Raw genomic sequence first — 24,316 nt, 5'->3', positions numbered from 1 at the left:
CGGCGTCCGTTCTGCGGGCGGCGTCAGCGGCGGCCGACGTCCAGGAAGGACAGGCCGGTCGTGGACATGGGCCGGAAGCCGGGCAGCGCGTCCCGCTTCCAGCCGGTGACGAGCCTGCGGTGGAAGATCGGGTAGAGCGCGGCCTGCTCGGCGACGATGTCGATGGCCTGCCGCCACAGCTCCCTGCGGGCGGCCGCGTCGGGTTCGCGGGCCGCCTCGTCCAGCAGCCCGACGACCCTCCTGGCCTGCGCGGTGCCGGAGCTGTAGCTGCGGTGCTCGGGCCAGGTGCCGACGTAGAACCAGCGCATCAGCAGGTCGCAGTCGTTGCCGAACACCGACGGGTCGCCCGGCGCCGCCATGACCTGGTACTTGCCGGTGTCCACGCGGTTGGAGTACTGCCCGCCGGACTGGCCGACGTTGAGCATGGTGGCGACGCCGACCGCGTCCCAGCTCTGCTTGATCAGCGGCGCGCAGTCCTTGACGAAGTCGGTGTCGGTGGTGACGAGCTCGACCTTGAGGCCGCTCACGCCCGCGTCCGACAGCAGTTCGCGCGCCTTGCCGGGATCGTAGCCGTAGACGGTGGACGCCCGGACGTAGTCGGGGTGCCCGGCGGGCAGGAAGCTCGTCGCCGCGGCCGCGTTGCCGAGCAGCGCCGTCCTGATCAGCTTGTCGGTGTCGAGCGCGTAGTGCAGCGCCTGCCGGACGCGCACGTCGTCGAACGGCTTCGCCTTGCAGTTGAACATGAGGAACAGCAGCCCGAAGCTCTGCACCGACTCGACGGCGGCGGCCTTCGACAGCGCCTCGGCGTTCAGGTACGGGACGGCCTCGATCGCCTGCACCCGTCCCGACTGGAGCGCCGTGACGCGCGTGGACGGCTCGGCCAGCAGCAGCCACGTCATCTTCGCGGCCTTCGCCGGGCGCGGGCCGTTGTAGCCGGCCGACCTCGCGAACGCCAGGCCGTCGGTGGCGTTCGCCGAGACCAGCTTGTACGGGCCGGAGCCGACCGGCAGCGCGTCGAACCTCTTGCGGTCGGCCTCGACGATCTTCTTCGGCACGATCCGCACAACGGACAGCCGCTCGCCGAACAGCGCGAACGGGTACTTGAGCTTGAACTCGACCGTGTTCGCGTCGACCTTCCTCACTCCGTCCAGGAACGGCAGGAACTGGACGAACAGCGAGGCGTTGCCCGGGTCCAGGACGCGCTCGAAGCTGAACACGACGTCGTCGGCGGTGACCGGGGAGCCGTCGTGGAACGCGGCGCCGTCCCGGATCGCGACCCGGTAGGTGGTGCCGTCCACCTTCTCGGGCGCGGCCTTGGCGAGCGCGTTGTAGGGCCGCCGGGTGATCGGGTCGAGGTCGACGAGCGCCTCCAGGACGTGGAGGTTGGCCGCCACGGCGACCGCGCTGGAGGCCGTCATCGGGTCGAAGCCGCCGGACAGGGCGTAGGCGAGGGCGGCCTGGATCGTGTCCTTGGCGCCGCCGGAGCCGCCGGAGCCGGTGGAGGACGGGCCGCCGCACGCGGCCAGGCCGGCGCTGATCGTCGCCGCCGCGCCGAGCAGACCGGTGTAGCGCAGGAGGTCGCGGCGGGTCGGGCCGCGGCCGGGCTGGAGATCGGTCACGTCGTCTCCCGGGGAGTGCGAAGGTGGCTGGCAGGGTAGTCGGATCCGCAGGTGGCAGGGGAGGTAGGACATCCAACGTCGTGTGTCGGTGTACCGTAGGCCGCGGTGCCGGCGAGGTCAAGTGCCGGACCCCGATCGATGCGACGAGGAGTCCCCCGGGGATGGAGCGAGAGCCGATGACCGCAGCTCGGACGCGGGGCCGTGCGGCGCGCGGCCGCAGCAGCCGCACCGAGGAGGTGCAGCAGCGGGTCAAGCAGCTGATCCTGGAGCGCGGCCTCGCGGTGGGCGATCCGATGCCCACCGAGTTCGAGCTGGTGGACGAGCTCGACGTCAGCCGCAACTCGCTGCGCGAGGCGCTGAAGGCCCTGCAGGCCGTCGGGATCGTGGAGATCAGGCACGGCTTCGGCATGTACGTCGGCACCATGTCGCTCGGCGCGCTGGTCGACGAGCTGACCTTCCACGCCCGGATCTCCAAGCGGCAGGGCCGCGACGACCTCGCGCACCTCGTGGACGTCCGCGAGGTGCTCGAACGCGGCCTCGTCGAGCAGGTCATCGACCGCGGCCTCGCCGCCGGCGGGCCGGCGCTGGACGAGGCCATGCGGCGGATGGAGGAGGAGGCCGCCGCCGGGTTCGTCACCCCGGAGACCGACCGGCTCTTCCACGAACTGCTCTACCGGCCGCTCGCCAACCCGATCGTCAACCAGCTCCTCGGCGCGTTCTGGGACGTGTACCGGACGCTCCAGCACGACCTCGCGCCGGTGGAGCAGGAGGCGGCCGACGTCGCCGAGCGGCACCGCGACATCTACGAGGCGCTGCGCGCGGGCGACCGCGAGCGCGCCGCCACCGCGATGGCCGCGCACTTCCGCGGCATCCGCGCCCGCCTCGACCAGGCCCGCGACGACAGCGCCCGCGACGACAGCGCGGTCGGAGCCGCCGGGGGCGAGACCCGGGCTTGACGGTCCCCGCCGCCGGGCCTAGCTTCACTCCATCGAGGGACATCCTACATCCCATGTCCTACCCCAAGGAGTGAGGCCATGCGCCCGTCCTCCAGAACCCGCGCCGTCCTCGTGGCGGGGGTCACCACCGTCGCGCCGACCGCCCTCGCCGTCCCGGCACACGCCGCCGCCGGGGAGTCCGCCGTCGTGACGACCGACTGCACGTCCAGCCGCATCCAGGAGACCGTGACCAACCGGTCCTCCTCCCCCACCGCGTTCACCCTGACCTGGCCCGGCGTCGGCGCCTGGACCGCCGAGGTCGCGCCGGGCGACAGCGCCCACTTCCACTTCACCCGGCCGTCCGGGACCGCCTACACCTTCCGGACGACGACTCCGCGGGGCTTCGACCAGACCGACTCCGGCGTCCTCGACTGCTCGGACGCGCTGAGCGCCCGCACCGCCATGGACTGCGGCGCCCGGCACCGGTTGCGCCTCGTCCTGGACAACCGCTCGCCCGCGTCCCGCGACTTCACCGTCACCTGGCCCGGACGCTCCGGCTCGTCCTGGAACGTGGCCGTTCCCGCGGGGTCCGGCCACGACGGCCTCTCCTGGACGGTCCCGGACGGCACCCCCTACACGCTCCAGGTCTCCGCCGGGTCCTGGCGGCGCACCCTCGCCGGGAGGTCCGGCTGCGGGCTCGGCGCCGGGAGGCCGGGGATGAACGCGCAGACCGTCCTGACCACGTCCACCGTGATCGACGGGCTGGGCAAGGCCGCGAAGTCCGTCCGCATCCCGGCGCTCGCCGTGGGCAACGGCGGCGCCGTGATCGCCGCGATGGACGCACGCGTCGACGGCAGCTACGACCTCGGCGGCGGCACCAACGACATCCGGATCGCGATGGCCCGCAGCACCGACGGAGGCGCGACCTTCAGCCGCCCGAGGATCATCGCGAAGGCGCCCACCGCGTCCGAGGGGTACGGCGATCCGAGCCTGCTGGTCGACCGCGTGACCGGAACGATCTTCTGCTTCTTCACCTACTCGCCCGGGCCCGGTGTCGGCTACTTCGGCTCCACGCCCGGCGACACGTCGGAGACCTCCACCACCAACACCCACATCCGCTACATCGCCTCCACCGACGACGGCGCGACGTGGAGCGCCCCGGTGGACCTCAACCCCCAGGTCCGCAGGCCGGAGTGGGCGGGCATGTTCGCCTCGTCCGGGCACGGGATCCAGCTCGCGTCCGGGCGCCTCGTCCAGCCGATCGTGTTCCGGGACGGCGGCGTCTCGCACGCGTCCAACATCTACTCCGACGACCACGGCGCGACATGGCGCAACGGGACGACCGCCGGGTCCGGCGTGAACGAGAGCAAGGCCGTGCAGCGCTCCACCGGGCGGATCGCCCAGAACATGCGCTCCGACACCGACGGGAACCGCTGGTACGCCACCGCCGCGGACGTGACCGCGCCCTTCGGGGCGTCCTGGAACAGCGGCCTGATCGACCCGCGCTGCAACGGCGACGAGATCTCCTACCTGCCGCCGGACGCGGGGGCCCCACCGCTGACGGCCGCCGCCCTGCACAGCAACAACGCGGCGGCTTCGCGGACCGACCTCACCGTCCGCCTCAGCTCGGACGACGGCGCGAGCTGGCCCCGCCACGCCCTGCTCAAGCCGGGCGCCGCCGGCTACTCCACGATGGCCGTGCTCGCCGACGGCTCCATCGGCGACCTCTACGAGATCGGCGGCACCGGCGGCATCGTCTTCACCCGCTTCACCCTCCCCTGGCTCGGCTCCTGAACCGGCCGCGTCACCGTTCACCGTCGTCGGATCGTTCGGGGGCGAGAGGGATCCGCAGCGTGAACTCGGCTCCTTGAGCGCCGTCCCCGATCTCCAGGGTTCCCCGGTGCAGTGCGGCGATGTCGCGCGCGATCGCCAGGCCGAGGCCCGTGCCGCCGGCCTCGCGGTCGCGCGCGGTGTCGAGCCGGACGAAGCGGCCGAAGACCCGCTCCCGGTCGGCCGGAGGGATGCCGGGGCCGTCGTCGGCGACCGTCAGCACCGCGTCGCCGCCCCGCGCGGCGAGGGTGACCGTGACGGCGGTGGCGGCGTAGCGCTGGGCGTTGTCCAGCAGGTTGTTCAGCAGGCGGCTGAGCATCCCGAGTTCGCCCAGGACCCGCACTCCGCCGCTCAACTCGGCACGGATCGGGACCTCGGACGGGGGCCCACCGGTCGCGCCGCGCCCCGGAGTCCGCCGCGCGCGGATCTCGGCGGCGGCCAGGGAGCTGAGGTCGAGCGGTTCGCGGTCGACCGGGTCGGCCCCGATCTGGGTGAGGAACAGCAGATCCCGCACGAGCGTCTCCAGCCGTCCGGCGGCGGCGAGGGCCTCCCGCGCGGGGACGGTGGTCTCCGGGGAGTCGCAGTTCATGACCAGTTCCTCAAGGCTGACGCGCAACCCGGCCAGCGGGGTGCGCAGTTCGTGCGCGGCGTCGGTGGTGAACTGGCGCTGCCGACGTCCGGACTGCTCCAGCCGTTCCAGGGCCGAGTTCGCGGTGCGCGCCAGCCGGGCGATCTCGTCGTCCCCCGGCGGCTCGGGCACCCGCATGGACAGGTCGCTGCCGGTGATCTCGCCGAACCGGGCCCGGATCTGCTCGACCGGGCGCAGCGTGCCGCCCACGACGCGCCAGGTCGCCCAGGCGATTAGGGCCGACACGGCCACGACGAAGGCGGCCAGGATCCACTCCAGGCGCCGGCCGATCAGCAGGGCCGGGACGGGCCGGGCACCGTAGACGACCATCGTCCGGGACGCGGCCGTGACCCGGACGACCTGCATCGCCAGGCATCCCTCACCGGGCACCGAGCAGGTGACGAAGTGCTGCAGCCGCGCCGTCGGCGGCGGGACCACGGAACTCAGCGGCGGGCGCCCGGCCACCGTGGGGGTCGCGTTGACGACCCGCCGGTCGGCGTCGACGACCTGGATCAGCGTGGGATCCCCGCGCTCCACGGGAATCGGGTTCCGCAGCGTCCCCTGGCGCAGGTCGGCGGTCACGCGCTGGGTCCGCACGCGGACCTCGCTCAGCAGGTAGTCGTGCTCCCGGTCCCGAAGCGCCAGGTCGAATCCCACCGCCAGCACCGTGAGCACCACGACCGCCACGAGCGCGGCGACGGCCGTGTCCCGCACCCGGATCGACGGACGCGACAACGTGCCCCCCGATCACCTCCCGGTTCCCTGCCGTCCTTCCGTTCCCGAAGGCCACAGCGCTAATCGTCCGTCCGTCACCGGGCCAGCGCGACCGTCTGCGGCTCCAGGAACTCGCGCATCCCCTCCAGGCCGCCTTCGCTGCCGGTGCCGGAGAGGCCGACGCCGCCGAACGGGACTTCGGGCGTGTTCGGTGCCCCGTTGTTGATCCCCACGATCCCGGCCTTGAGGCGCGCGGCGGTCGTGAGGCTCCGCTCGGTGTCGGCGGACACGATGTAGGCGGCCAGGCCGGCGCCCCGGGAGTTCACTTCGCGGACGACGTCGTCGAGGAGCCGGAAGGGACGCACGGCGCACACGGGCCCGAAGATCTCCTCCGACCACAGGGAGATCCGGGGCGAGGCGGCGACCAGGGTGGGCGGGAAGTACCAGCCCCGGTCCGGAGTCTCGGCGCGCCACGTCCGGCATCCCCGCCGCTCGGCCTCGGCGACGAGCGAGTGGAGCCGATCGGCGTGTTCGCGGCGCAGGAGCGGCCCGACATCGGTGGAGTCGTCGTCGGGCGCTCCCACCCTGAGCGACGAGATACGTCCCGCGAGCGCTGAGAGGACTTCGTCGTAGAGGTCGTGGTGGATGTAGACGTTGTTGGCCGCGATGCAGGAGGCCCCGTTGTTCCTGAACTTGGCCACGAGGAGGACGTCGAGCGCGAGGTCGACGTCGGCGTCCGCGTCGATGATGAAGGGGGCCGTCCCGCCCAGTTCCATGGTGACGCGCGTCATGGTCCTCATCGCCCGCCGCGCCACCAGCGTGCCGACGCGCGTGGACCCGGTGAAGGTGATCGCCGCGATGTCCGGGTGGTCGACCAGGGGGCCGATGAGCTCCTCTCCGTCGCCGTTGACGAGGTTCACGAGACCGGCGGGCGTGTGCCGCTCGATGAGCGCCAGCAGGGCGGCGGCCGACAGCGGCGCGAGTTCGGACGGCTTCAGCACGACGGGGCAGCCGGCCGCGAGCGCGGCGGCGACCTTGCGGGCGGGGATGGACAGCGGGAAGTTCCACGGCGTGACCGCGGCGACCACTCCGACCGGTCGGCTCGCGACGAGGTACCTCTTGTCGTCCTTCAGCAGGTGGGTCCCGGCGGGTGTGGTCGCGGCGTCGGCGAACCAGTCGAAGTACTCGGCCGAGAACATCGCCTCCGCCCGCGCCTCCGCGACCCGCTTGCCGGTCTCGCGCGTGATGAGGACGGCGAGGGCGTCGGCGTGGTCGCGGATGTCGGCGGCGACGGCGCGCAGCGCCCGCGCGCGAAGTCGCGGCCGGGCGCCCGCCCACCCCGCGAAGGCGGCCCGGGCCGCCTCGACGGCGTCGTGCGCGTCGCCCGGCGAGGCCCACCCGACCCGGTCGTAGCGGTCCCCGGTCGCGGGGTCCGGGACGTCGTGGACGATGCCGCCGCGGGGCGTCCCCGCCACGACGGCGGCGGCGCAGGCGCCCCCGGCCCGGGGAAGCAGGGCGGTCGGGTCAGAGGTCATGGCGGGTGCGCTCCTCCTGGTGGATCCGGTATCGGGTCACGGTGTCGCGGTCGAGGTCGAAGCCCAGTCCGGGCCCGGTCGGGATGTCCAGCCTGCCTCCGTCCAGGCGGAGGGCCGGGGAGATGAGCTCGGTGCGGAACGGGTTGTCGCGGACGTCCAGTTCGACGGGGCCGACGTCCGGGAAGGCCGCGGCCAGGTGGAGGCTCGCCGCGATGCCGACCGCGGAGCCGTAGCAGTGCGGGGCGAGCGCCGTGCCGGTCTCGGCGGCGCGGGCCGCGACACGGGAGGCGATGGTGATCCCGCCGCACTTGGCCAGGTCCGGTTGGATCGTGCCAACGGCCGGGGAGGCGGTGTAGCGCAGCAGTTGCGCCAGGCCGTAGGTGTTCTCGCCGGTGGCGAGGGGCAGGCCGGTCCGGTCCGCCAGCTCCTCAAGGTCCTCCAGCCGGTTGCCGGCGATGGGCTCCTCCAGCCATCTCACCTGGTGGGCGCGCAGGTCCGGGGCCATCTCGCACGCCTCGTCGACCGTCCAGCCCTGGTTGACGTCGGCGAGCAGGCCGACGTCCGCGCCGAGGACCGCCGACGCGGTCCGCAGGGTCGCCCGGTCCCGCTCCGCTCCGAAGCCCAGCTTGACCTTCGCCGCCGCGAACCCGTCGGCGAGGGCGATCTTGCACCAGTGGTCCACCCGGTCGGGGCCGATGCCGCTGGCGTAGGCGGGCGCCGACGTCCTCGCCGGGGCGGGCGCGAGCAGGGCGGCGACGGGTTTGCCCTCGGCCTTGCCCCGAAGATCCCACAGCGCCAGGTCCACGCCGCTGACCGCCTGCCAGATGGGACCGAGGGCGCCCCACTGGCGGCCGATGGACAGCGTCGCGGCGGTCAGCCTCTCCTGCACCGCGACCGGATCGGAGACGTCCGTGCCGAGGAGGTGGGGGGCGATGCCCTCGCACAGCGTCGCCACGCGCTCGCGGTATCCCCAGTCGGGATAGTTGATCCAGCTCTCGCCGACGCCGACCAGGCCGCCGGCCTCGACTTCGACGATGCAGGTCCGGCGCGAGCGCAGGCTTGAGAACGACATCCGCACCTCGTCGTCGAGCGCGGCCGACAGGACCGTCACTCGCAGTCGCTCGGCGGTCAGTGAACTCACCGGCTGTTCCCTTCTCCAATTCATCGGGATCCCCCGACCGGTGGCGGCGGGCGGCCGTGCCGCCGACCGCCGCGTCGCACCGGCCGCGGGGTCGCCGTCCGGCTCAGGAGGCGTAGATCTCCGGGTGCAGCAGGCGCAGGATCCGGCGTTTCATCTCGTTGAAGTCCGGTCGCGTCGTGAGCTCCAGCGAGCGGGGCCGCGGGAAGCCGACGTCGAGCGTCTCCAGGATCCGGCCGGGCGCGGCCCCCATGACGACGACGCGGTCGCCGACCACGAGTGCCTCTTCGATGTCGTGGGTGATGAAGACGATCGTCGGCCGGTGGCTCGCCCAGATCTCCTGGAGCAGCCCCTGCATCTCGCCGCGGGTCTGGGCGTCGAGGGCGCCGAAGGGCTCGTCCATCAGGAGGACCTTGGAGTCGCTCATCAGCGCGCGGGCGATCGACGCCCGCTGCCGCATGCCGCCCGACAGCTGGTAGGGGTAACTGCGGCGGAAGCCGTCCAGCCGGACCTGCCGCAGCAGCTCGGCCGCGCGTGCCTCGTAACCGGGCGTCCTGCGCGCCCGCGCGCCCGCGGTGACGTTCTCGAAGACCCTCAGCCAGGGGAACAGGGCGTCCTGCTGGAACACCACGGCGCGGTCGGGGCCGGGGCCGGTGATCGGCCGGTCGCCGATCAGGACGTCGCCGCCGGTGGCCTTCTCGAAGCCCGCGATGATGTTCAGCAGCGTGCTCTTGCCGCAGCCGCTCGGGCCGACCAGGCACACGATCTCGGACCGGCGCACCGCCAGCGACACGCCCGTCAGCGCGGTGAAGTCCCCGTAGGACTTGCGGACGTCGCGGAGCACCAGCGCGTCCTCATGCGTCACGGTCATGCCCTACCTCCCCTGCCAGTGCAGGAGTCGTTTCTCGGCCTGCCGGGCGGCGATGTCCAGCAGGAAGCCGATGATGCCGATCAGGAAGATCCCCGCGTACACGGTCTTGAGGTCGAAGAAGTTGCCGGCCGAGGCGACCATGTACCCGAGCCCCTCCTGGGCCGAGATCAGTTCCGCGGCGACGACGAGGGCCCACGAGACGGCGGCTCCGGTGCGGACTCCGACCATGATGCTGGGCAGGGAGCCCGGCAGGATCACGCGCGTGAACATCTGGCGCCGGGAGAACCCGAGCATCTGCCCGGCCCGGATCCACGACGCGGACACCGACCGCACGCCCGCCTCGGCGTTGAGCACGATGAACATGAACGGCGCCAGGAAGATCAGCAGGATCTTCGACGACTCGCCCAGGCCGAGGTAGAGCACGGCCAGCGGGATGAACGCGATCGGCGGGATCGGCCGCAGCAGCGCGAACACGGGGCCCAGCAGGGCGCCGACCGGGCAGTAGCGGCCCATGGCCAGCCCGATCGGCACGCCGGTGAGCACGGCCAGCAGGAAGCCGATCGCGGTGCGGCGGATGCTCACCAGCACGTGCGTCGCCAGCGGCGTGCCGCGGTAGCCGTCGGTGATCAGCGACCAGGTGTGCGCGGCGAGGGCGCCCGGTCCGGGCAGCCACTTCTCGTCCACCAGGCCGCCCTCGACGGCGACCACCCACAGCCCGAGGAGGCCCAGGAGTCCGACGAGGCCGAGCGGCACGCGCCGCGGCATCAGGATTCTGCTCATGTCCGGCACCTACTCGCCCAGGTACTGCTTGATGGGGGCCGGGTCGACCAGTCCCGCGAGCTCGGGGCGCTTCTGGAGGATCTTGTGCTGGACCAGCACGTCCGCCCAGGAGCCGATGATCGCCTCCAGCCCCTTCGGGCTGGTCATCGAGTACGGCGAGCCCTCGCTCGCCGTCTCCTTGACCTCCACCGGCTTCAACGCCTCGACCGTCCGCTTCACGAGCGGCTCGTCGGCGCCGGTCATCTTCTGCATGCGGGCCAGGAACTCCTTGTCGCCCTTCCCGACGAACGCCGACGCCTCGTCGTAGGCGGCCACGAACGAGCTGACCGCCTTCGGGTGCTCGCCGAGGAACTTGCCGCGCACCTGCCACAGCAGCGGGTTGCGCAGGTAGGCGGAGTCGGTCGCCACGATCTCGCCGCCGGAGTCGTCCATCTGGAAGATCAGCGGCGCCCAGCCCCAGACGCCGTCCACGTTCCCCTTGTTGAACGCCGGGATCCACGCGGTCGGCCCGACGTTCTCGATCTTGACCTCGGACGGGTCGATGCCCTTGGCCTTGAGCGCGCTGATCAGCGCCATCCAGGCCGTCGTGCCGATCACGGTGCCGATCTTCTTGCCGCGCAGGTCCTCGATCCCCGAGATGCCCGATTTCTTGGTGACCACCAGTCCCCCGGCGTCCGCGCCGTCGTTGTCCACCATGAAGACGCGGGTGTCGCTGGACAGGCGGCTGGCCAGGATGCCGGGGATGCCGCTGTAGCCGACGTCCACGCCGCCCGAGGCGAACGCGGCGTTCGTCGCGGCCCCGTTCTCGAACTGCACGAGCTTGACGTCCAGCCCGTGCTTCTCGAACAGACCATGCGCGAGCGCCGCGTACAGTCGGGTCGCCGTTCCGGGGTTGAACGCGACGCGGACCTGGGTCAGGTCCTTGCCGGCGGCGCCGGATCCGGGCGGACCGTCCGCGGCGCAGCCCGTCACGGCCAGCGCTGCGGCGGTGACGACGGCGAGCAGCCTCCGGGCGCGCAGAACACCACTCTTGATCATCTCGGGCCTCACTCACGGTCGAGGTGTCTTCCAGGTCGGCCGACCGTATCGGATTGCATGTTACATGTAAACAGAGCGACCTCATTATTTAACTTCTCCGTATTCCCAGGTCACAGCTATCGCCACGTACCGCGACTGGCCAAACAGGCTTGGTTTGCATGTAATATTGCGATCACCGGCCCGGGTGGGACCGGCCTGGAAGGAGCGCGGCAGGTGACGAACGAGCTGGACAGCATGCCCCGCCGGTCAAGGACGGCCGACGACGTCTACGAACGGCTGCGAGCCGCCATCTTGAACCGCGAGCTGACCGCGGGGACCCGGCTCAGCGTCCCGAGCCTGGCCGAGGATCTGGGGTTCAGCCGCAGCCCGGTGCGCGAGGCCGTCCAGCGGCTCGTGCAGGCGGGCCTCGCCACCGAGGAGGTCCACCGCGGCGCCGTGGTGGCAGCCCTGGACGTGTCCAGCGTGCTGAGCCTCTACGAACTGCGGGAGGCCCTTGAGGGCATGGCCGCGCGCCTGGCCTGCGAGCGCGCCACCGAGCAGGAGATCACCGAGATGGGGGCGCTGCTCGAAGAGCACTCCCGCGCGTTGCACGCCGATGCCCACGACCGGCACGTCGCGCTCGACATGGAGTTCCACGCGCGGATCCGCGCGGCGGCGCGCAACGAGCACCTGCGGGCCTCGCTCGAACGCGTCCAGGACATGGTCGCCCTCGCGATGATGGCGGCCGACACGAGCTGGCACCAGCAGGCGCTCCTGGAGCACCAGGCCATCTACGCCGCCATCCGCCAGGGGCCGCCCGAGACGGCCGAGGCGGTCGCCAGGGCGCACATCTCGCGGATCCGGCACAGCCTGGCCAGCCGCCACGGGGAGACCGGCGCGCGAGAGGCCGGCGGTACGGCGTGACGTCCGGCAACGTGCTGATCGTCGGCGGGGACGGGTTCCTCGGCCGGCACACGGCCGAGGCGCTCGCCGCCGGCGGCGCCTCGGTCCACGTCTTCGACCGGCCCGGGTCGACTCCCCCGCCCAGGCCCCGCGGGGCGCACCGCTACGGCCGGTACGAAGGATCGGTGACCGACCGGGGCGCGCTGGAGGAGGCGGTGGCCGACGCCGGCGCCGACGCGATCGTCGTCCTCGCCTCCTACTCCCACGGCGGGCTGGGGCTGGCGAAGGCCGCCGAGCAGAACCCGCCCGCCGCCGTCGAGGTGAACGTGCGGGGCCTCCTCCACGTCCTGGAGATCGCCGCCCGGCGGCCCGGGACCAGGGTCGTGTGGCTCTCCTCGACGACGGTCTACGGCCCGACCGACCGCTACGCGGCGACCGGCGTCTCCGAGGACGCCCTGCTCGCCCCGGGCTCGGTGTACGCCGCCACGAAGGTGCTCGGCGAGCAGCTGGTCCGCACCTACCGGACGGCCCACGGCGTGCGGGCGACGGCCGTCCGCCCCACCCTCGTCTGGGGTCCGGGGCTGCGCTACCGGGGAGTGCAGTCCTGCCTGGGCGACCTGGCCGACGCCGCGGCCCACGGACGCGAGGCGACCGTGCCGGACTCCGACGAACCCTGGGACCTCCTCTACGTCCGCGACGCCGGACGGGCCGTCGCCTGGCTGACCGGGCGGGACCTCGGCCCGGTCGTCCTCGTCAACGGCTACCGGGCCTCGGTGCGCCAGGTGCGCGAAGCCGTCCTGCGGGCGGTGCCCGGAGCGCCCGTCCGCGTGGCGGGCGCCGCGCCCCGGCTGAACGTGCCGCCGGTCGACGACGGCAGGATCCGCCGCGCCGGGTTCGTCCCGGAGTTCGACCTCGCCCGCTCCGTGTACGACTACGTGGCCACCCTGTCCGCGAGCACCGCCTGACACCCGTCCCGAGGGAGACCCAGCGCATGAAGCCCGAGACCGGCCGCTCGCCGGTGCCCACCATGGTCGTGATCTTCCGCGGCCCCTCCCCCGAGGACATCGCCACCGCCGCCGAGCACCTCGTCGCGGTGGGGTACCGCGCGTTCGAGGTGTCGCTGACGACCCCGGACGCGCTCACCGCGATCCGCCTGCTGGCCGCGGCCTTCGAGGACGTGGCGCTGATCGGCGCGGGAACGGTCCGTTCGGTCGAGGACGTCGCGCGCGTCCGCGAGGCGGGCGCGCGCATGGCGATCTCGCCGGTCACCAGCGGACCCGTGATCGCGGCGGCCAAGGCGAACGGCATGCTGGCCGTTCCCGGCGCGTACACGCCCACCGAGGCGGTCTGCGCGCGCGAACACGGCGCCGACCTGGTGAAGCTCTTCCCCGCGGCCTCCGCCGGAGTCGACTACTTCAGGATGGTGCGCGAGCCGCTCCCGGACGTCCCGTTCCTCGTGACCGGCGGTGTCGACGCCCCCATGGCCCACGAGTTCCTCCAGGCCGGCGCCGTGTCGGTCGGTGTCGGGCACAAGCTCTTGGGCGGCGACCACCTGGAAAAGCACGACTGGGCCGCGTTCAAGCGGCAGGCCGCCCGGTACCTCGCCGTCGCCCACGGCGAGAGCGCGGCCTCCTGACCCTGGTCCCGCACACCTGCCCGACCTCATCCACGGACCGATCGGAGCTGACTCATGAGCACCCAGCGCGCCGTCCCCCGCTACGACGAGCTCCCGCTGTCGCCCTACGGAGGCCGGCATGCCTGGGACCTCCCGCGGTGCGCCGGAGTCGGGGCGCTCGGCCTGATCACCGACGAGATCCGGCGGCGGGCGCTGGACTCGGTGCGGACCGGTGAGCTGGTCAGCCTGAACGCGCCCCTGGACGTCATCGACCCGCCGCTGTTCGGGCGCGCGCGCCTGGAGCACGCGGTGGAGGTCAAGCGCGAGGGGCTGGTCCTGGACGACCGCGTGGACGCGCTGTACCCGCAGGTCAGCTCCCAATGGGACGCGCTGAACCACATCGGCGCCGAGCCCGGCGTGTTCTTCGGCGGGACGACGCTGGAGCAGCAGCTGAGCGGCGAGGTCAACGGCGTCGACGTGTGGGCCCGCCGCGGGATCGCCGGACGCGGCGTCCTCGTGGACATGGAGACCGCCATGCGGCGGCGGCATGACCGCTACGGCCCCGGCGAGCCGATCGAGATGTCGCACGAGGACGTCCAGGCGGCGCTGGAGGCGCAGGGGACCACCCTCAGACCCGGCGACATCCTGGTGCTCTACACCGGGTTCCTCGACTGGTACCTCGGACTCGACGGCGCCGCGCGCGCGGCGGTCTCGCAGGCCGGGCCCGAGGTGACGGCCGCCGGGCTGGCCCACACCGAGGACGTGGCCCGCTTCCTGTGGGACGGCGGAGTGACGGCCGTGGCGAGCGACTCGCTCGGCGTCGAGGCGTGGCCGCCGGACCGCGGGCCCGAGGCGCGGCCGTTCGGGTTCCTGCACTCCAGCCTCATAGGCCATCTGGGAATGGCGATCGGCGAGCTGTGGGAGCTACGGGAGTTGCGCGAACGCTGCCGGGCGCGGGGCGCCTTCGACTTCCTGCTCGTCAGCGCCCCGCTGTACCTGCGCGGCGGCGTCGGTTCACCGGCCAACGCCGTGGCGATGCTCTAGCCGTGACCGGATCGACCAGCGAACGAGGCGTCATGTCCACCGAACCACCGTTGACCACCGAACTGCTGAGGCGGCGGGCCGCGGCGCAGGGAGTCGAACTGCCGAGCCCGCCCGAGCCCAAGGGAAGCTACCGCCCCGCGGTCGTCCACCGCGGCACCGTCTACACCTCCGGCGTCGGGCCCATGCTCCGCGGTCAGCGCCTCCACAGCGGCTACGTCGGCGGGGACGTGACGGTCGAGCAGGCGCAGGAGGCCGCGGCCGTCGCGGCGGTGAACGCGCTGACCGCCGCGTGCGCGGCCGTCGGCGGCGTCGAATCGATCGAACGCCTCGTCAAGCTCACCGCGTTCGTCCGCAGTGCCCCGGGATTCACGCGGCAGAGCGCCGTCATCGACCGCGCCTCGTCCGTCCTCCACGAACTCCTCGGCGAACGCGGGCGGCACGCCCGCAGCGCGGTCGGAGTGGCGGAACTGCCGTTCGGCATCTGCGTCGAGATAGAGCTCCTGGCCGCCTGCCGCGCCGTCCCGGATTCCGCCGCGACCTCTCAGCGGGCGCGATGACCGGCGTCAGCGTGTTCGCCCACGGCGTCCGGGTCTCCCGCGACGTGCCCGCGGCCATGCGCGACGGCACCGTCCTGCGCTCGGACGTCTACCGTCCGGCGGAGCCCGGCGACTACCCGGTGCTGCTCATGCGGGTCCCCTACAACAAGGCCGTGGCGCAGTCGTTCGCCTATCAGCATCCGTCCTGGTACGCCGCCCGGGGTTACGTCGTCGTCATCCAGGACTGCCGCGGGCGCCACGCCTCCGACGGACGGTTCGACCCGATCCGCCAGGAGGCCCATGACGGCTACGACACCGTCGAGTGGGCGTCCACGCTGCCGGAGAGCAACGGCTCGGTCGGAATGTACGGGTTCTCCTATGCCGGGGCCACCCAGCTCCTCGCCGCCGCGGAGAAGCCCCCGGCGCTCAAATGCTGCGTCCCCGCATTCACCGCCGGTGACTACTTCGACGGCTGGATGTACGAGGGCGGCGTGCTGAACCTCGCGTTCGTCCTGTCGTGGACCGTGCAGATGCTCGCCGTGCAGGACGCCGTCCACGCCCGCGACTGGGAGGCCGCCGCCCGGCTCCACGCGCAGAGCGACGACTTCCCCGGGCTTTTCCGTGAGCGCCCGCTGGACCGGTTCCGCCTCCTGCGAGAAACCGGCATCGCACCGTATTTCTTCGAATGGCTGAAACACGATCGACGCGATGACTACTGGGCCTCGATAGGACTGCCCGAACGCTACGACCGGATCACCGTGCCGTGCCTGCACATCGGCGGCTGGTACGACGTCTTCGCCGCCGGCACCGTACGCAACTACACGGAACTCGCCCGGCGGGCCGGAGCGGGCGCCGCCGGGGAGCAGCGGCTGATCATGGGCCCGTGGATCCACATGCCATGGGCTCCGGAGGCCACGGGGCCCGCGCTGGGAGAGAGCTTCCGGAATCGCGTGGACGGCGCACAGGCCGCGTGGTTCGACCGGTGGCTGAAACCGCCGCGCGGCGCGGGGCGAAACGACGCGCCCGGCGACGATCCAGAGGTCGGCTATTTCGTCATGGGTTCCAATCGCTGGAGGACGTCGGCCGCCTGGCCGCCGCACCAGGCGACGACCCCGCTCTATCTGGACTCCCGGGGGCAGGCGAATTCGCGATCGGGCGACGGGCGGTTGCGCGCCGCTCCCCCAGAGCGGGAATCCCCCGCCGACGTCTACATCTGCGACCCGAGCAACCCGGTGCCCAGCGCTGGAGGAAACTCCTGCTGCAATAGCGCCGTCTCCCCCATGGGCCAGGCGTGCCAGGCCGCCGTCGAAGTCCGCAACGACGTGCTGGTGTACACCTCCGTCCCGCTCACCGAGGACGTCGAATGCACCGGAACGCCCTCGGTCACCCTCTACGCCGCGTCCACGGCGGTGGACACCGACTGGATCGTCCGGCTCGTCGACGTGGACCCCGAAGGACGCGCGGTGAACATCAGCCAAGGCGCGCTGCGCGCCCGTTTCCGCCGGTCGCTCGCCGACCCGGAACCGCTCACCGCCGGCACCGTCACGGAATTCCGCATCGCCATGAACCCGACGTCCTGGCGGTTCAGCGAAGGCCACCGGATCCGTCTCCAGGTCACCAGCAGTGACTTTCCGGCCAAGGATCCCAACCGCAACACCGGCTCCGCGCAGGCGTCCGCACAGCCTTGGGAATACGCGGTCGCCCACCAGACGGTCTTCCACGACGAACGACACCCGTCGGTGCTGCACCTACCGGCTCGTCCATCCGCGTCAGGTCGGCTTGGGCATTTGTTGGGTTGAACAATGGATGCCGCCTCCGCCTTCGCCGAGCGCGTCAACGGCCACCTGAACGACCGCACGGCCCGGGCCGCGCCAGCCGATGTCCACCGGCCCGGGCAATTCCACGATCTCCAGGCGCCTTCCCCTGCCGTCGAGGGCCTCACTCAGGACGCCGTGGGCCTGCTCATAGATCTTGGCCCAGGGAGCCTTTTCGTCGGGAGTGCTCATTACCACGACCCCCGGCTCGGAGAAACGCGCCAAGGCGTCGATGTGGCAGTCGGTGATGTCCTTTCCCTTGATGCCCTTCACCCAGAGCACGGTGGTCACCCCGAAGAGGGTCTTCAGCGCGGCTTCGATGTCCCCGCGCGACTTGCCGGGATTGCGGTTGGCGTTGACGAGTGAACTCTCCGTCGCCATCAGGGTGCCCTGGCCGTCGACCTCGACGGCGCCGCCCTCACCGACGATCGGGGCCGGGATCCGCTCGATGCCCTCACCGGCGAGTATCCGCCGCGCGACCCGTCCGTCACGGTCGTGGACCTGCTTGCCGCCCCAACCGTTGAAGCCGAGGTCGATCCCGGCGATGTCTCCGCGGACTCCGGCCGTGTACGGCCCCCAGATCCGCCGGGTGGGCCACGCCATGTAGGTCAGCCGGTGCGGATGTGTTTCGCAGGGCATGCGCCACCCGCCCGGGGAGCCTGCGACCGGCCCCGCGCCGGGGCGACGGGCTCGCCCCGCGCGGCAGGCGCCGAGCATCCCGGCGAGCGCGGTGAGCGCCCCCCCGCAGCGTCCGCCGTCGTGACATGTCCATGAGCACTCCTCAGAACACCTGCGGGCGGCGGCTATCCGGCTTGGTCGGCGGACCATTCGATCAGGGGCGGCCGGACCGCGCCGCACACCGGCCCGCCATCGGCGCCGGTGAGGGCGAGCCGGGCGGTGAGGCGCCCGTGGCGGCGGGCGGCGTCGAGGGTGGCGGAGTCGACGGCGTCCAGCATCAGCTTCGCCCGGCGGAACACGGTGAAGGCGCCGGTGCCGTCCACCGCGCCCCAGGAGAGGTGGATGAACCGCTCGCCCGGCGCGCCCTGGATGTAAGGGCCCTTGACGTCGAAGCCCGCCTGGACGGGTGTCGCGATGGCCTCCAGGGTCCAGGCGGCCGCGCCCGCGTCGCCCGGATGCGGATCCAGGATCTCGTCGCGGCGCGCCCGCCGCGCGACGCCGACGTGGACATTGCGGTACTCGGGCGCGTTCGCGGACGGTCCGAAGCTGCGTCCGGGCAGGTCCCGCGCCTCGATGCGGATCTGGATCCCGGTCGGTTCCGCGCGCGCCGGGCGGCGGCCGCCGCGTCCGGTCACCGGCCGGAGGAGGGCGGCGACCTCCTCGTGCGCAGGGCTGCGGCCGGGCCGTTCGCATTCCTCCAGGGCGGTGCGCCGATGCACCGGATCGCGCAAGTCGGGGTCCGCGCCGTGGCCGAGGAGCCGCCGCACGGCCGCGGCCCTGCCGTGGCCCGCTGCGGTGTGGAGGGGCAGCCGCCCCCACTCGGCGTCCGGTTCGTTGACGGGCGTCCCCGCGGCGACGAGCCGGTCGATGACGTCCAGCCGCTGGTGGTCGGCGGCGAACACCAGCGCGCGGAGCCGGCTCTGCGGCGTGCAGCGGTCCAGCGGCCAGCCCGCGACGTCGCCCGCCGCGGCGGCGGTCTCCAGGCTGTCGACGCGGGCGCCCGCGGCGATCAGGACGTCCACGACCTCGGTCATGCCGAAGACCACCGCGTGGAGCAGGGCCGTCCCGCCGGGGACGCCTCCGGCGTCGGGCGCCGCCACGGCCTCAAGGTCGGCGCCGGCTTCGATCAGCACGCTCGCGACCTCGGCGTCGCCGTAGCTGGCGGCGGTGATCAGCGGTGTCTCCCGGTCGCCGGGACGGCCGCCGACCGGCGCGCCCGCCTCGATCAGGGCCCGGGCGACGGCGCCGGTCCCGGGCAGTTCGCCGGGCAGGCCGAGCCGGTCGCGGTTGAAGCGCAACATCGTGACGTAGCCGAGCGGCTCTTCGCAGGCGTTGTCGGCCCACCGCTGGAGGTTGCCGGTGGCCATTTCCGGGTGCTCCGCCAGGAGCCTCGTCAGCCGGGACAGGTCCCGGTCGTCGAGAATGGCCCGGCGCTCGACTTCGAGCTTCAGCCTCGTCCAGCTCGCGAAGCCGTAGTCGCGGGCGAGCGCGAGCTGGGCCGAGGACAGGTCGGTCCGGTCCGACACGGAGCGGATCCGCGCCGCCGCCTCCGGATCGCCCTTCCGGGCGTCGCGCAGCAGGTCTTTGGCCTGGTGGCGCAGCTGGTCCAGATCGGGACGCGCGGGCAGGTCGCGCATGACGTCTCCCTCGTCGCCCCGTGGTCCGCGGCCGGGGCTCGGAAGAGATCGTCGTCTTCGCGGCCTTGCCTGGAGGATCGGAGGTGGACTCAGTCCTGCCCGCGGACCCGGCGGCGCCCTCCCGCGCCTGCTCCCAAGGCTATACGAGACGTTCTCCGTCCACGACGATGATTCAGGACGGATTCTCACACTTCCGCGATGATTTCGGCGGCGACGTTTTCGCCGGAGCAGAGGGCGCCTTCCATCTGGTTGGGAAACAGCGGAGAAAGGTCGGCCCCCGCCCAGTGGACGCGTCCGTGCGGCGCGCAGGTGAGGGTTGAGCTGGATACCTGACCATAAGTGACCAAATGATTACGATGCGCGCGATGAGCGACGCGTCCTTTCGGAGTCGTATAGAGCAGAGCACGGACACGGAAGGACGATCATGGACGAACGCGCGCAGACCGAGGCCGTCGCCCGCGCCACGGCGGGCGACGAGAGGGCGTTCGCCGGTCTGGTCGAGCGCCACCAGCGAGAACTGCACGTGCACTGCTACCGGATGCTGGGCTCCTTCGACGAAGCCCAGGACCTCGTGCAGGAGACGTTCCTGCGCGCATGGCAGAGCCGTGAAGGGTTTCGAGGCGGAAGCCAATTCCGTGCCTGGCTCTACAGGATCGCGACCAACGCCTGCCTCGACTTCCTGGCGCGGCACCCACGGCCGCGCCTGGCGGGGTCGTCCCGGGACCGGGCGTCGCAGAACCAGCGGAGCGGGCCGCCGCCGCCCGCAGCCGTGCCGTGGCTGCAGCCGTATCCGGACCGGCTGCTGGAGGAGATCCCGTCAGGCCAGGCCGAGCCGGACGCGGTGTACTTCGCCAAGGAGACCATCGAGCTGGCGTTCCTCGCAGCCGTCCAGTACCTGACGCCCCGCCAGCGCGCGACGCTGATCATGCGGGACGTCCTCGGCTGGTCGGCCAAGGAGACCGCGGAACTGCTGGGGGCGAGCGTCGCGTCCGTCAACAGCGGGCTCCAGCGCGCACGCCTGACCATGCGGACGCACCTGCCGGAGCACCGGCTGGACTGGGGGCCGTCGCCCGGCGCCGGAGACCGGGAGCGGGCCGCCGTCGAGCGGTACATGGACGCTCTGCGACGTGCCGACGACGACGCCGTCGCGTCGGTGCTGCGCGAGGACGCCAGGGTCGGCCACCAGGGCGGATCCGGCGGGCACACGGGCGCCGAACCGGTCTGGTACGAGGGGCGCGAGGCGATCGTCCGGGCGTGGGCGCCCATCCTGCACGGTCCCGGCGCCCAGGACCTGCGCCTCGTTCCCACCCGGGCGAACCTCGGACCGGCCGTCGCCACCTACGTCAGCGCGCCCGGCGCGTCGGACTTCCGCGCCTTCGCCCTGGCCGTCCTGGACGTCCGGGACGGCCTCGTCGCCGAGGTCACGGTGTTCGGCTCCAAGGTCTTCGCGGCCTTCGGCCTGCCCGACGCCCTGTGACCGTTCGCACCACCCACCCATAGGAGGATCCGATGCTGCTCAACGGCAAGAACGCCATCGTCTACGGCGGCGGCGGAGCGGTCGGCGGAGCCGTCGCCCGCGCCTTCGCCCACCACGGCGCGACGGTCCATGTGGCCGGACGCACCCAGGCCAAACTGGACGCGGTCGCCGCGCGGATCGCCGCCGAGGGCTCGACCGCCCACGCCGAGCGGGTCGACGCGCTCGACGAGGAGGCGGTCGAGCGGCACATGGCCCGGGCGGTCGACCGGACCGGTCCCGTCGACATCTGCGTCAACACCGTCGGGATCGACGTCGGCGACCAGGGCCTCCCGCTGGTGAGCATGTCGGTGCCGGAGTTCCTCGACCCGATCACGGCCTACCTGCGGACCAACTTCGCGACCGCGCGGGCGGCGGCGCGCCGCATGCTCGACGCGCGGGGCGGGGTGATCATGTCGGTGTCGCCGCCGATGGCCCGCGTGCCGGTCGCGCTGTCCGGATCCTTCGGGATGGCGGGCGCGGCTATCGAGGCCATGTGCCGGCAACTGGCGATGGAGCTCGGGCCGTCCGGCATCCGCGTCGTGGGCCTGCGGCTCAACGGCATCCCCGAGACCGCGGAGCGCCTCGGCTCCCACACCCGGGACGTGTGGGAACGCGCCGCCGAGCGGCTCGGCGTGCCGTTCGAGCGGCTTCTGGAGGAGGTCGGCGCGGGCGGCCCGCTGCCCGGTCCGCTGACGGTGCGGCAGGTGGCCGACGCCGCCGCCTTCCTGGCGTCCGACCGGGCCGCGGGCCTGACCGGCACCGTCGCCAATCTGACCGCGGGCGCCGTCGTCGACTAGCACGCACCGCCCGCCCCGACTCCGCGCCGGGCGGTCCGGCGGTGCCCTTGGCAAATAACTGAGTGTCTGTACAGTTATTTTGCGTACGTGGGCGACCCACACGGGAGGTATGCAGATAAACGACCGGCCGGGGAACGGCGAGGCCGCCCTCGTCGCGCGCGTGGACCAGGTGCCCGAGCCGGGCGACTACCTGGCCGTCGACCTCTTCGGCGAGGCGCTGGTCATCACCCGGGACGAGGCCGGCGCGCTGCACGCGCTGTCACGCGTGTGCAGGCACCGCTTCATGGACGTGCTGCCCGAGGAGCAGGCGCCGCGGCAGGGCAACCTGCCGCGGCTGACCTGCCCGTACCACACCTGGACCTACCGGCTGGACGGCCGGTACGCCGGGCAGCTCACCGGCGCGCCGCTGATGCACAAGGTGGACTTCGATCGCGCCGCGTGCCGCCTTCCCGCGTTCGCGCTGGAGGTCTGGAACGGCTTCATCATGGTCAACCTGGACCGCGACGCGGGGCCGCTCGCGCCGCGCCTGGCCGGTCCCACCGAGCGGCTGCGCGCCTACGGGCTCTCCGACTGGCTCGCCGCCGAGACGCTGACCTGGACCGGCGTGGAGGCGAACTGGAAGGTCGCCGTCGAGAACGGATCGGAGAGCTACCACCACATCGGGACGCACGCGGAGAGCCTGCAGCCCATGCTGCCTGGCCAGGCGACGCGGGTGGACGACTGCGACGGCGCCTGGTTCTCGATGTTCAATCCGGTCGGCAGGGACGCCTCGGCCGGAGAGGAGGACGGGCACGGCGTGGTGCCCACCCTGTTCCCGCCCGTGCCGGGGCTGAGCGCCGAACAGCGGTCCGGCCTGCTCGTCATCGGGGTCTTCCCACTGCTCGTGCTCACCGTCATGCCCGACCACGCCGCCTGGTTCAGATGGCTGCCGACGGGCCCGACGACGCACGACGCGCAGATCACGGTCCTCGTCCCGCCCGGGGCGCGGAGCGCCCCCGACTACGCGGAGACCCTGGCCGCCTACCGCGACGTCTATGATCAGGTGCAGACGGAGGATCTGGTGATGATCCGCGGAGTCCAGCGCGGGCTCGGCTCGGCGACCACGTCCGGCGGGCGGTTCTCCCATCTGGAGCGCCCCCTCTGGCAGTTCCACCGATACCTGTCCCGAGCGCTGGCCTCGCCGGCCGCGGCGGCCGAACCGGTGAGCGGGCAGGCCTAGCCGTCCCGGACGATCAGTGCCCTGGGAGATGCCCATGCCCCGCGTCGCCGACCACGACGAACGCCGCCGCCAGATGGCCGACGCGGTGCGGCGGATCGTCGCGGCGGACGGCATGGAGAAGGTGACCTTCGCCCACGCCGCCAAGGAGGCGGGCGTGTCGGTGGGCCTCGTCGGCTACTACTTCTCCGGCAAGGACGAGCTTCTGCTGTTCACCTTCCAGCGGATCTGCGAGCGGACGCGCGAACGCGTGGCACGCGCCATGGACCGCGACGGCACCGTCCGCGACACGCTGCGCGACTGCCTGCTGGAATTCCTCCCCCTCGACGCCGAGCGCGGCGCGGAACTGCGCGTCTACCTGGCCTTCTGCGGGCGCGCCGTGGACAGCGCGCGGCTGCGGGACGTCCAGGTCGCCGTCCACGACGAGGTGCGCGCCCACTTGACCGAGGCGATCGAGGCCGCGCAGGCGAGCGAGGAGATCAGCGGCAATGCGGACCCGAAGGCGGAGGCGACGGCCCTGTGGGCGTTCGTCGACGGGCTGGCCCTGCATTCCCACGCCGGGCCCCAGAGCCTGCCGCCGGACGCCGCCGTCGCCGCCCTCGACACCTATCTCGATCGCCTTTTCCAGGCCTGATTCACCCCCAGCCGACAATTGGTGAGGCGAGTGAGGGCCAACGGGTCACGCAGCGAAGGCAGGCGTGTTTCGGTGCCGCCGGTGCGTCAGCCCCGTCGGCACCGATTTCGCGTTGTCGCGCGCAGCGGCCTCAGCCGTTGAGCACGTACTCCTCCCACGGGCCTATCGCCGTCGCGCGGGCCCGCAGCATCCCTTGATCGCCACCGGTGTAGCCCAGCTCGGCCGACACGTACCGGTCGTTGGCCTGGGACTGCAGCGCCCACCTGCCGGTGCTCTGGTTGTGGAACAGGTTGAACCGCTCCCACGGGCCGACCGCGGTCGCCCGGGCCCGCAGCATCCCCTGGTCGCCGCCGGTGTAACCCAGCTCGGCGGACACATACCGGCCGTTGGCGTTGGACGTGATCGTCACCGTGGAACCGGACGCGTAGAAGCTGTACTGCTCCCACGGGCCGACGGCCGTCGCGCGGGCCCGCAGCATCCCCTGGTCGCCGCCGGTGTAGCCGAGTTCGGCCGACACGTACCGGTTGTTGGCGGTGGAGTAGATGGTGGTTCCGGCTAACGCCTCCTGGACGCTGCGGCCGTGCAGCAGACTCGCCTGGTTGGCTGAGGTAACGCGGACCCACCCGGAGGGCGCGGCGGGCCGCGAGGGCGCCGCCGTCGCCGGTGTGGCGGTGAGGGCGAAGACGGTCGCGAGAGCAAGTGTGACCACGACGAATGAACGACGCATGCGTGGATTCCTTTCACGTATCCCGGTTCTGAATGGGAGCCCGGGTCGTGCCGCGAGTATGAACGCGCGCTGTTTGCCGTCACAAGGCCGGTCGTGGGCACTTTGACCGGTTACGGCCCACCTGTCCGGTTG

Annotated in this window: 23 protein-coding genes; 12 read left to right on the top strand and 11 right to left on the bottom strand. The window is 72.5% G+C overall.

The features are described 5' to 3' along the window. Positions 1–23: 23 nt before the first annotated feature. Positions 24–1,619 (bottom strand): ABC transporter substrate-binding protein, encoded by a 1,596-nt coding sequence (locus ACH01S_RS05245; RefSeq protein ID WP_067885948.1) that lies wholly within the window; start codon positions 1,617–1,619, stop codon positions 24–26. Between the two features lie 176 nt (positions 1,620–1,795). Between ACH01S_RS05245 and ACH01S_RS05240 the strand changes: the two genes are divergently transcribed. Both ACH01S_RS05240 and ACH01S_RS05235 read left to right on the top strand, forming a co-directional pair. Next, positions 1,796–2,575, top strand: a complete 780-nt coding sequence (locus ACH01S_RS05240; RefSeq protein WP_067885946.1) for a FadR/GntR family transcriptional regulator — start codon at positions 1,796–1,798, stop codon at positions 2,573–2,575. 78 nt (positions 2,576–2,653) lie between these two features. Next, entirely contained in the window at positions 2,654–4,348 is a 1,695-nt protein-coding gene (locus ACH01S_RS05235) for a sialidase family protein (RefSeq protein WP_067885945.1), read from the top strand. 10 nt (positions 4,349–4,358) lie between these two features. Here the strand turns inward: ACH01S_RS05235 and ACH01S_RS05230 are convergent, their stop codons facing one another. From ACH01S_RS05230 to ACH01S_RS05205, 6 genes are all read right to left on the bottom strand, one after another. Continuing rightward, complete coding sequence (locus ACH01S_RS05230; protein WP_067885943.1) at positions 4,359–5,747, bottom strand: sensor histidine kinase; 1,389 nt, start codon at positions 5,745–5,747, stop codon at positions 4,359–4,361. Between the two features lie 74 nt (positions 5,748–5,821). Beyond that, the gene (locus tag ACH01S_RS05225; RefSeq protein ID WP_067885941.1) at positions 5,822–7,261 is read right to left on the bottom strand and encodes an aldehyde dehydrogenase family protein; all 1,440 of its coding nucleotides are present in this window, start codon (positions 7,259–7,261) and stop codon (positions 5,822–5,824) included. Then, positions 7,251–8,402, bottom strand: a complete 1,152-nt coding sequence (locus ACH01S_RS05220; RefSeq protein WP_169809210.1) for a mandelate racemase/muconate lactonizing enzyme family protein — start codon at positions 8,400–8,402, stop codon at positions 7,251–7,253. Before ACH01S_RS05220 ends, ACH01S_RS05225 begins: the two co-directional genes overlap by 11 nt. A gap of 103 nt (positions 8,403–8,505) precedes the next feature. After that, positions 8,506–9,270, bottom strand: coding sequence for an ABC transporter ATP-binding protein (locus tag ACH01S_RS05215; protein ID WP_067885937.1), 765 nt, complete (start codon positions 9,268–9,270; stop codon positions 8,506–8,508). A gap of 3 nt (positions 9,271–9,273) precedes the next feature. Then, on the bottom strand, positions 9,274–10,050 hold the full coding sequence (locus tag ACH01S_RS05210; protein WP_067886506.1) for an ABC transporter permease: 777 nt from the start codon (positions 10,048–10,050) through the stop codon (positions 9,274–9,276). Positions 10,051–10,059: 9 nt separating this feature from the next. Further along, entirely contained in the window at positions 10,060–11,088 is a 1,029-nt protein-coding gene (locus ACH01S_RS05205) for an ABC transporter substrate-binding protein (protein WP_067885935.1), read from the bottom strand. A gap of 213 nt (positions 11,089–11,301) precedes the next feature. Between ACH01S_RS05205 and ACH01S_RS44295 the strand changes: the two genes are divergently transcribed. The 6 genes from ACH01S_RS44295 to ACH01S_RS05175 are packed head-to-tail and all read left to right on the top strand — an operon-like array spanning position 11,302 to position 16,964. Next, a complete protein-coding gene (locus tag ACH01S_RS44295; protein WP_169809209.1) occupies positions 11,302–11,991 on the top strand; it encodes a GntR family transcriptional regulator in 690 nt (229 codons plus the stop codon). Continuing rightward, positions 11,988–12,935: an NAD-dependent epimerase/dehydratase family protein gene (locus tag ACH01S_RS05195; protein ID WP_067885933.1), complete on the top strand. Its 948-nt coding sequence runs from the start codon at positions 11,988–11,990 to the stop codon at positions 12,933–12,935. Before ACH01S_RS44295 ends, ACH01S_RS05195 begins: the two co-directional genes overlap by 4 nt. Before the next feature lie 26 nt (positions 12,936–12,961). After that, a complete protein-coding gene (locus tag ACH01S_RS05190) occupies positions 12,962–13,606 on the top strand; it encodes a bifunctional 4-hydroxy-2-oxoglutarate aldolase/2-dehydro-3-deoxy-phosphogluconate aldolase (protein WP_067885931.1) in 645 nt (214 codons plus the stop codon). 54 nt (positions 13,607–13,660) lie between these two features. After that, positions 13,661–14,629: a cyclase family protein gene (locus ACH01S_RS05185; RefSeq protein ID WP_067885929.1), complete on the top strand. Its 969-nt coding sequence runs from the start codon at positions 13,661–13,663 to the stop codon at positions 14,627–14,629. A gap of 32 nt (positions 14,630–14,661) precedes the next feature. Beyond that, positions 14,662–15,186 (top strand): RidA family protein, encoded by a 525-nt coding sequence (locus tag ACH01S_RS05180; RefSeq protein ID WP_067885927.1) that lies wholly within the window; start codon positions 14,662–14,664, stop codon positions 15,184–15,186. After that, positions 15,183–16,964 carry a CocE/NonD family hydrolase gene (locus ACH01S_RS05175; RefSeq protein WP_067885925.1) on the top strand — a complete coding sequence of 594 codons (1,782 nt, stop codon included), beginning with the start codon at positions 15,183–15,185 and terminating at the stop codon, positions 16,962–16,964. The genes ACH01S_RS05180 and ACH01S_RS05175 overlap by 4 nt, the downstream gene beginning before the upstream one ends. On the opposite strand, the gene ACH01S_RS05170 is transcribed toward ACH01S_RS05175, so the two are convergent. The 3 genes from ACH01S_RS05170 to ACH01S_RS46725 form a co-directional block, all read right to left on the bottom strand. Continuing rightward, positions 16,935–17,618 carry an agmatine deiminase family protein gene (locus ACH01S_RS05170; RefSeq protein ID WP_218010146.1) on the bottom strand — a complete coding sequence of 228 codons (684 nt, stop codon included), beginning with the start codon at positions 17,616–17,618 and terminating at the stop codon, positions 16,935–16,937. The genes ACH01S_RS05175 and ACH01S_RS05170 overlap by 30 nt on opposite strands. A gap of 164 nt (positions 17,619–17,782) precedes the next feature. Further along, on the bottom strand, positions 17,783–19,294 hold the full coding sequence (locus tag ACH01S_RS41860) for a DUF5990 family protein (RefSeq protein WP_083980341.1): 1,512 nt from the start codon (positions 19,292–19,294) through the stop codon (positions 17,783–17,785). Between the two features lie 185 nt (positions 19,295–19,479). Beyond that, positions 19,480–19,641, bottom strand: a complete 162-nt coding sequence (locus tag ACH01S_RS46725; RefSeq protein WP_218010145.1) for an FAD-dependent oxidoreductase — start codon at positions 19,639–19,641, stop codon at positions 19,480–19,482. Positions 19,642–19,718: 77 nt separating this feature from the next. On the opposite strand from ACH01S_RS46725, the gene ACH01S_RS05160 reads away from it, so the two are divergent. From ACH01S_RS05160 to ACH01S_RS05145, 4 genes are all read left to right on the top strand, one after another. Then, on the top strand, positions 19,719–20,771 hold the full coding sequence (locus ACH01S_RS05160; RefSeq protein WP_067885921.1) for an RNA polymerase subunit sigma-70: 1,053 nt from the start codon (positions 19,719–19,721) through the stop codon (positions 20,769–20,771). Between the two features lie 32 nt (positions 20,772–20,803). Beyond that, positions 20,804–21,607 carry an SDR family NAD(P)-dependent oxidoreductase gene (locus ACH01S_RS05155; protein ID WP_067885919.1) on the top strand — a complete coding sequence of 268 codons (804 nt, stop codon included), beginning with the start codon at positions 20,804–20,806 and terminating at the stop codon, positions 21,605–21,607. A gap of 109 nt (positions 21,608–21,716) precedes the next feature. Continuing rightward, positions 21,717–22,826 carry an aromatic ring-hydroxylating oxygenase subunit alpha gene (locus tag ACH01S_RS05150; protein ID WP_067885917.1) on the top strand — a complete coding sequence of 370 codons (1,110 nt, stop codon included), beginning with the start codon at positions 21,717–21,719 and terminating at the stop codon, positions 22,824–22,826. Between the two features lie 34 nt (positions 22,827–22,860). Further along, positions 22,861–23,457 carry a TetR/AcrR family transcriptional regulator gene (locus ACH01S_RS05145; RefSeq protein WP_067885916.1) on the top strand — a complete coding sequence of 199 codons (597 nt, stop codon included), beginning with the start codon at positions 22,861–22,863 and terminating at the stop codon, positions 23,455–23,457. Positions 23,458–23,587: 130 nt separating this feature from the next. Here ACH01S_RS05145 and ACH01S_RS05140 read toward each other — a convergent pair whose 3' ends face one another. Continuing rightward, complete coding sequence (locus ACH01S_RS05140; RefSeq protein ID WP_067885914.1) at positions 23,588–24,184, bottom strand: fascin domain-containing protein; 597 nt, start codon at positions 24,182–24,184, stop codon at positions 23,588–23,590. Positions 24,185–24,316 lie beyond the last annotated feature (132 nt).

The sequence above is a fragment of the Actinomadura chibensis NBRC 106107 genome (assembly GCF_001552135.1).
In the GTDB taxonomy this organism is placed as follows: Bacteria; Actinomycetota; Actinomycetes; order Streptosporangiales; family Streptosporangiaceae; genus Spirillospora; species Spirillospora chibensis.
This window is presented reverse-complemented; position numbering and strand designations above follow the sequence as displayed.

Coding starts and splice junctions, on each gene's coding strand:
- ACH01S_RS05240 (WP_067885946.1), top strand. CDS start 1,796: ATGACCGCAGCTCGGACGCGGGGCCGTGCGGCGCGCGGCCGCAGCAGC.
- ACH01S_RS05235 (WP_067885945.1), top strand. CDS start 2,654: ATGCGCCCGTCCTCCAGAACCCGCGCCGTCCTCGTGGCGGGGGTCACC.
- ACH01S_RS05225 (WP_067885941.1), bottom strand. CDS start 7,261: ATGACCTCTGACCCGACCGCCCTGCTTCCCCGGGCCGGGGGCGCCTGC.
- ACH01S_RS05215 (WP_067885937.1), bottom strand. CDS start 9,270: ATGACCGTGACGCATGAGGACGCGCTGGTGCTCCGCGACGTCCGCAAG.
- ACH01S_RS05210 (WP_067886506.1), bottom strand. CDS start 10,050: ATGAGCAGAATCCTGATGCCGCGGCGCGTGCCGCTCGGCCTCGTCGGA.
- ACH01S_RS05205 (WP_067885935.1), bottom strand. CDS start 11,088: ATGATCAAGAGTGGTGTTCTGCGCGCCCGGAGGCTGCTCGCCGTCGTC.
- ACH01S_RS05190 (WP_067885931.1), top strand. CDS start 12,962: ATGAAGCCCGAGACCGGCCGCTCGCCGGTGCCCACCATGGTCGTGATC.
- ACH01S_RS05185 (WP_067885929.1), top strand. CDS start 13,661: ATGAGCACCCAGCGCGCCGTCCCCCGCTACGACGAGCTCCCGCTGTCG.
- ACH01S_RS05180 (WP_067885927.1), top strand. CDS start 14,662: ATGTCCACCGAACCACCGTTGACCACCGAACTGCTGAGGCGGCGGGCC.
- ACH01S_RS05175 (WP_067885925.1), top strand. CDS start 15,183: ATGACCGGCGTCAGCGTGTTCGCCCACGGCGTCCGGGTCTCCCGCGAC.
- ACH01S_RS05170 (WP_218010146.1), bottom strand. CDS start 17,618: ATGCCCTGCGAAACACATCCGCACCGGCTGACCTACATGGCGTGGCCC.
- ACH01S_RS41860 (WP_083980341.1), bottom strand. CDS start 19,294: ATGCGCGACCTGCCCGCGCGTCCCGATCTGGACCAGCTGCGCCACCAG.
- ACH01S_RS05160 (WP_067885921.1), top strand. CDS start 19,719: ATGGACGAACGCGCGCAGACCGAGGCCGTCGCCCGCGCCACGGCGGGC.
- ACH01S_RS05155 (WP_067885919.1), top strand. CDS start 20,804: ATGCTGCTCAACGGCAAGAACGCCATCGTCTACGGCGGCGGCGGAGCG.
- ACH01S_RS05150 (WP_067885917.1), top strand. CDS start 21,717: ATGCAGATAAACGACCGGCCGGGGAACGGCGAGGCCGCCCTCGTCGCG.
- ACH01S_RS05145 (WP_067885916.1), top strand. CDS start 22,861: ATGCCCCGCGTCGCCGACCACGACGAACGCCGCCGCCAGATGGCCGAC.
- ACH01S_RS05140 (WP_067885914.1), bottom strand. CDS start 24,184: ATGCGTCGTTCATTCGTCGTGGTCACACTTGCTCTCGCGACCGTCTTC.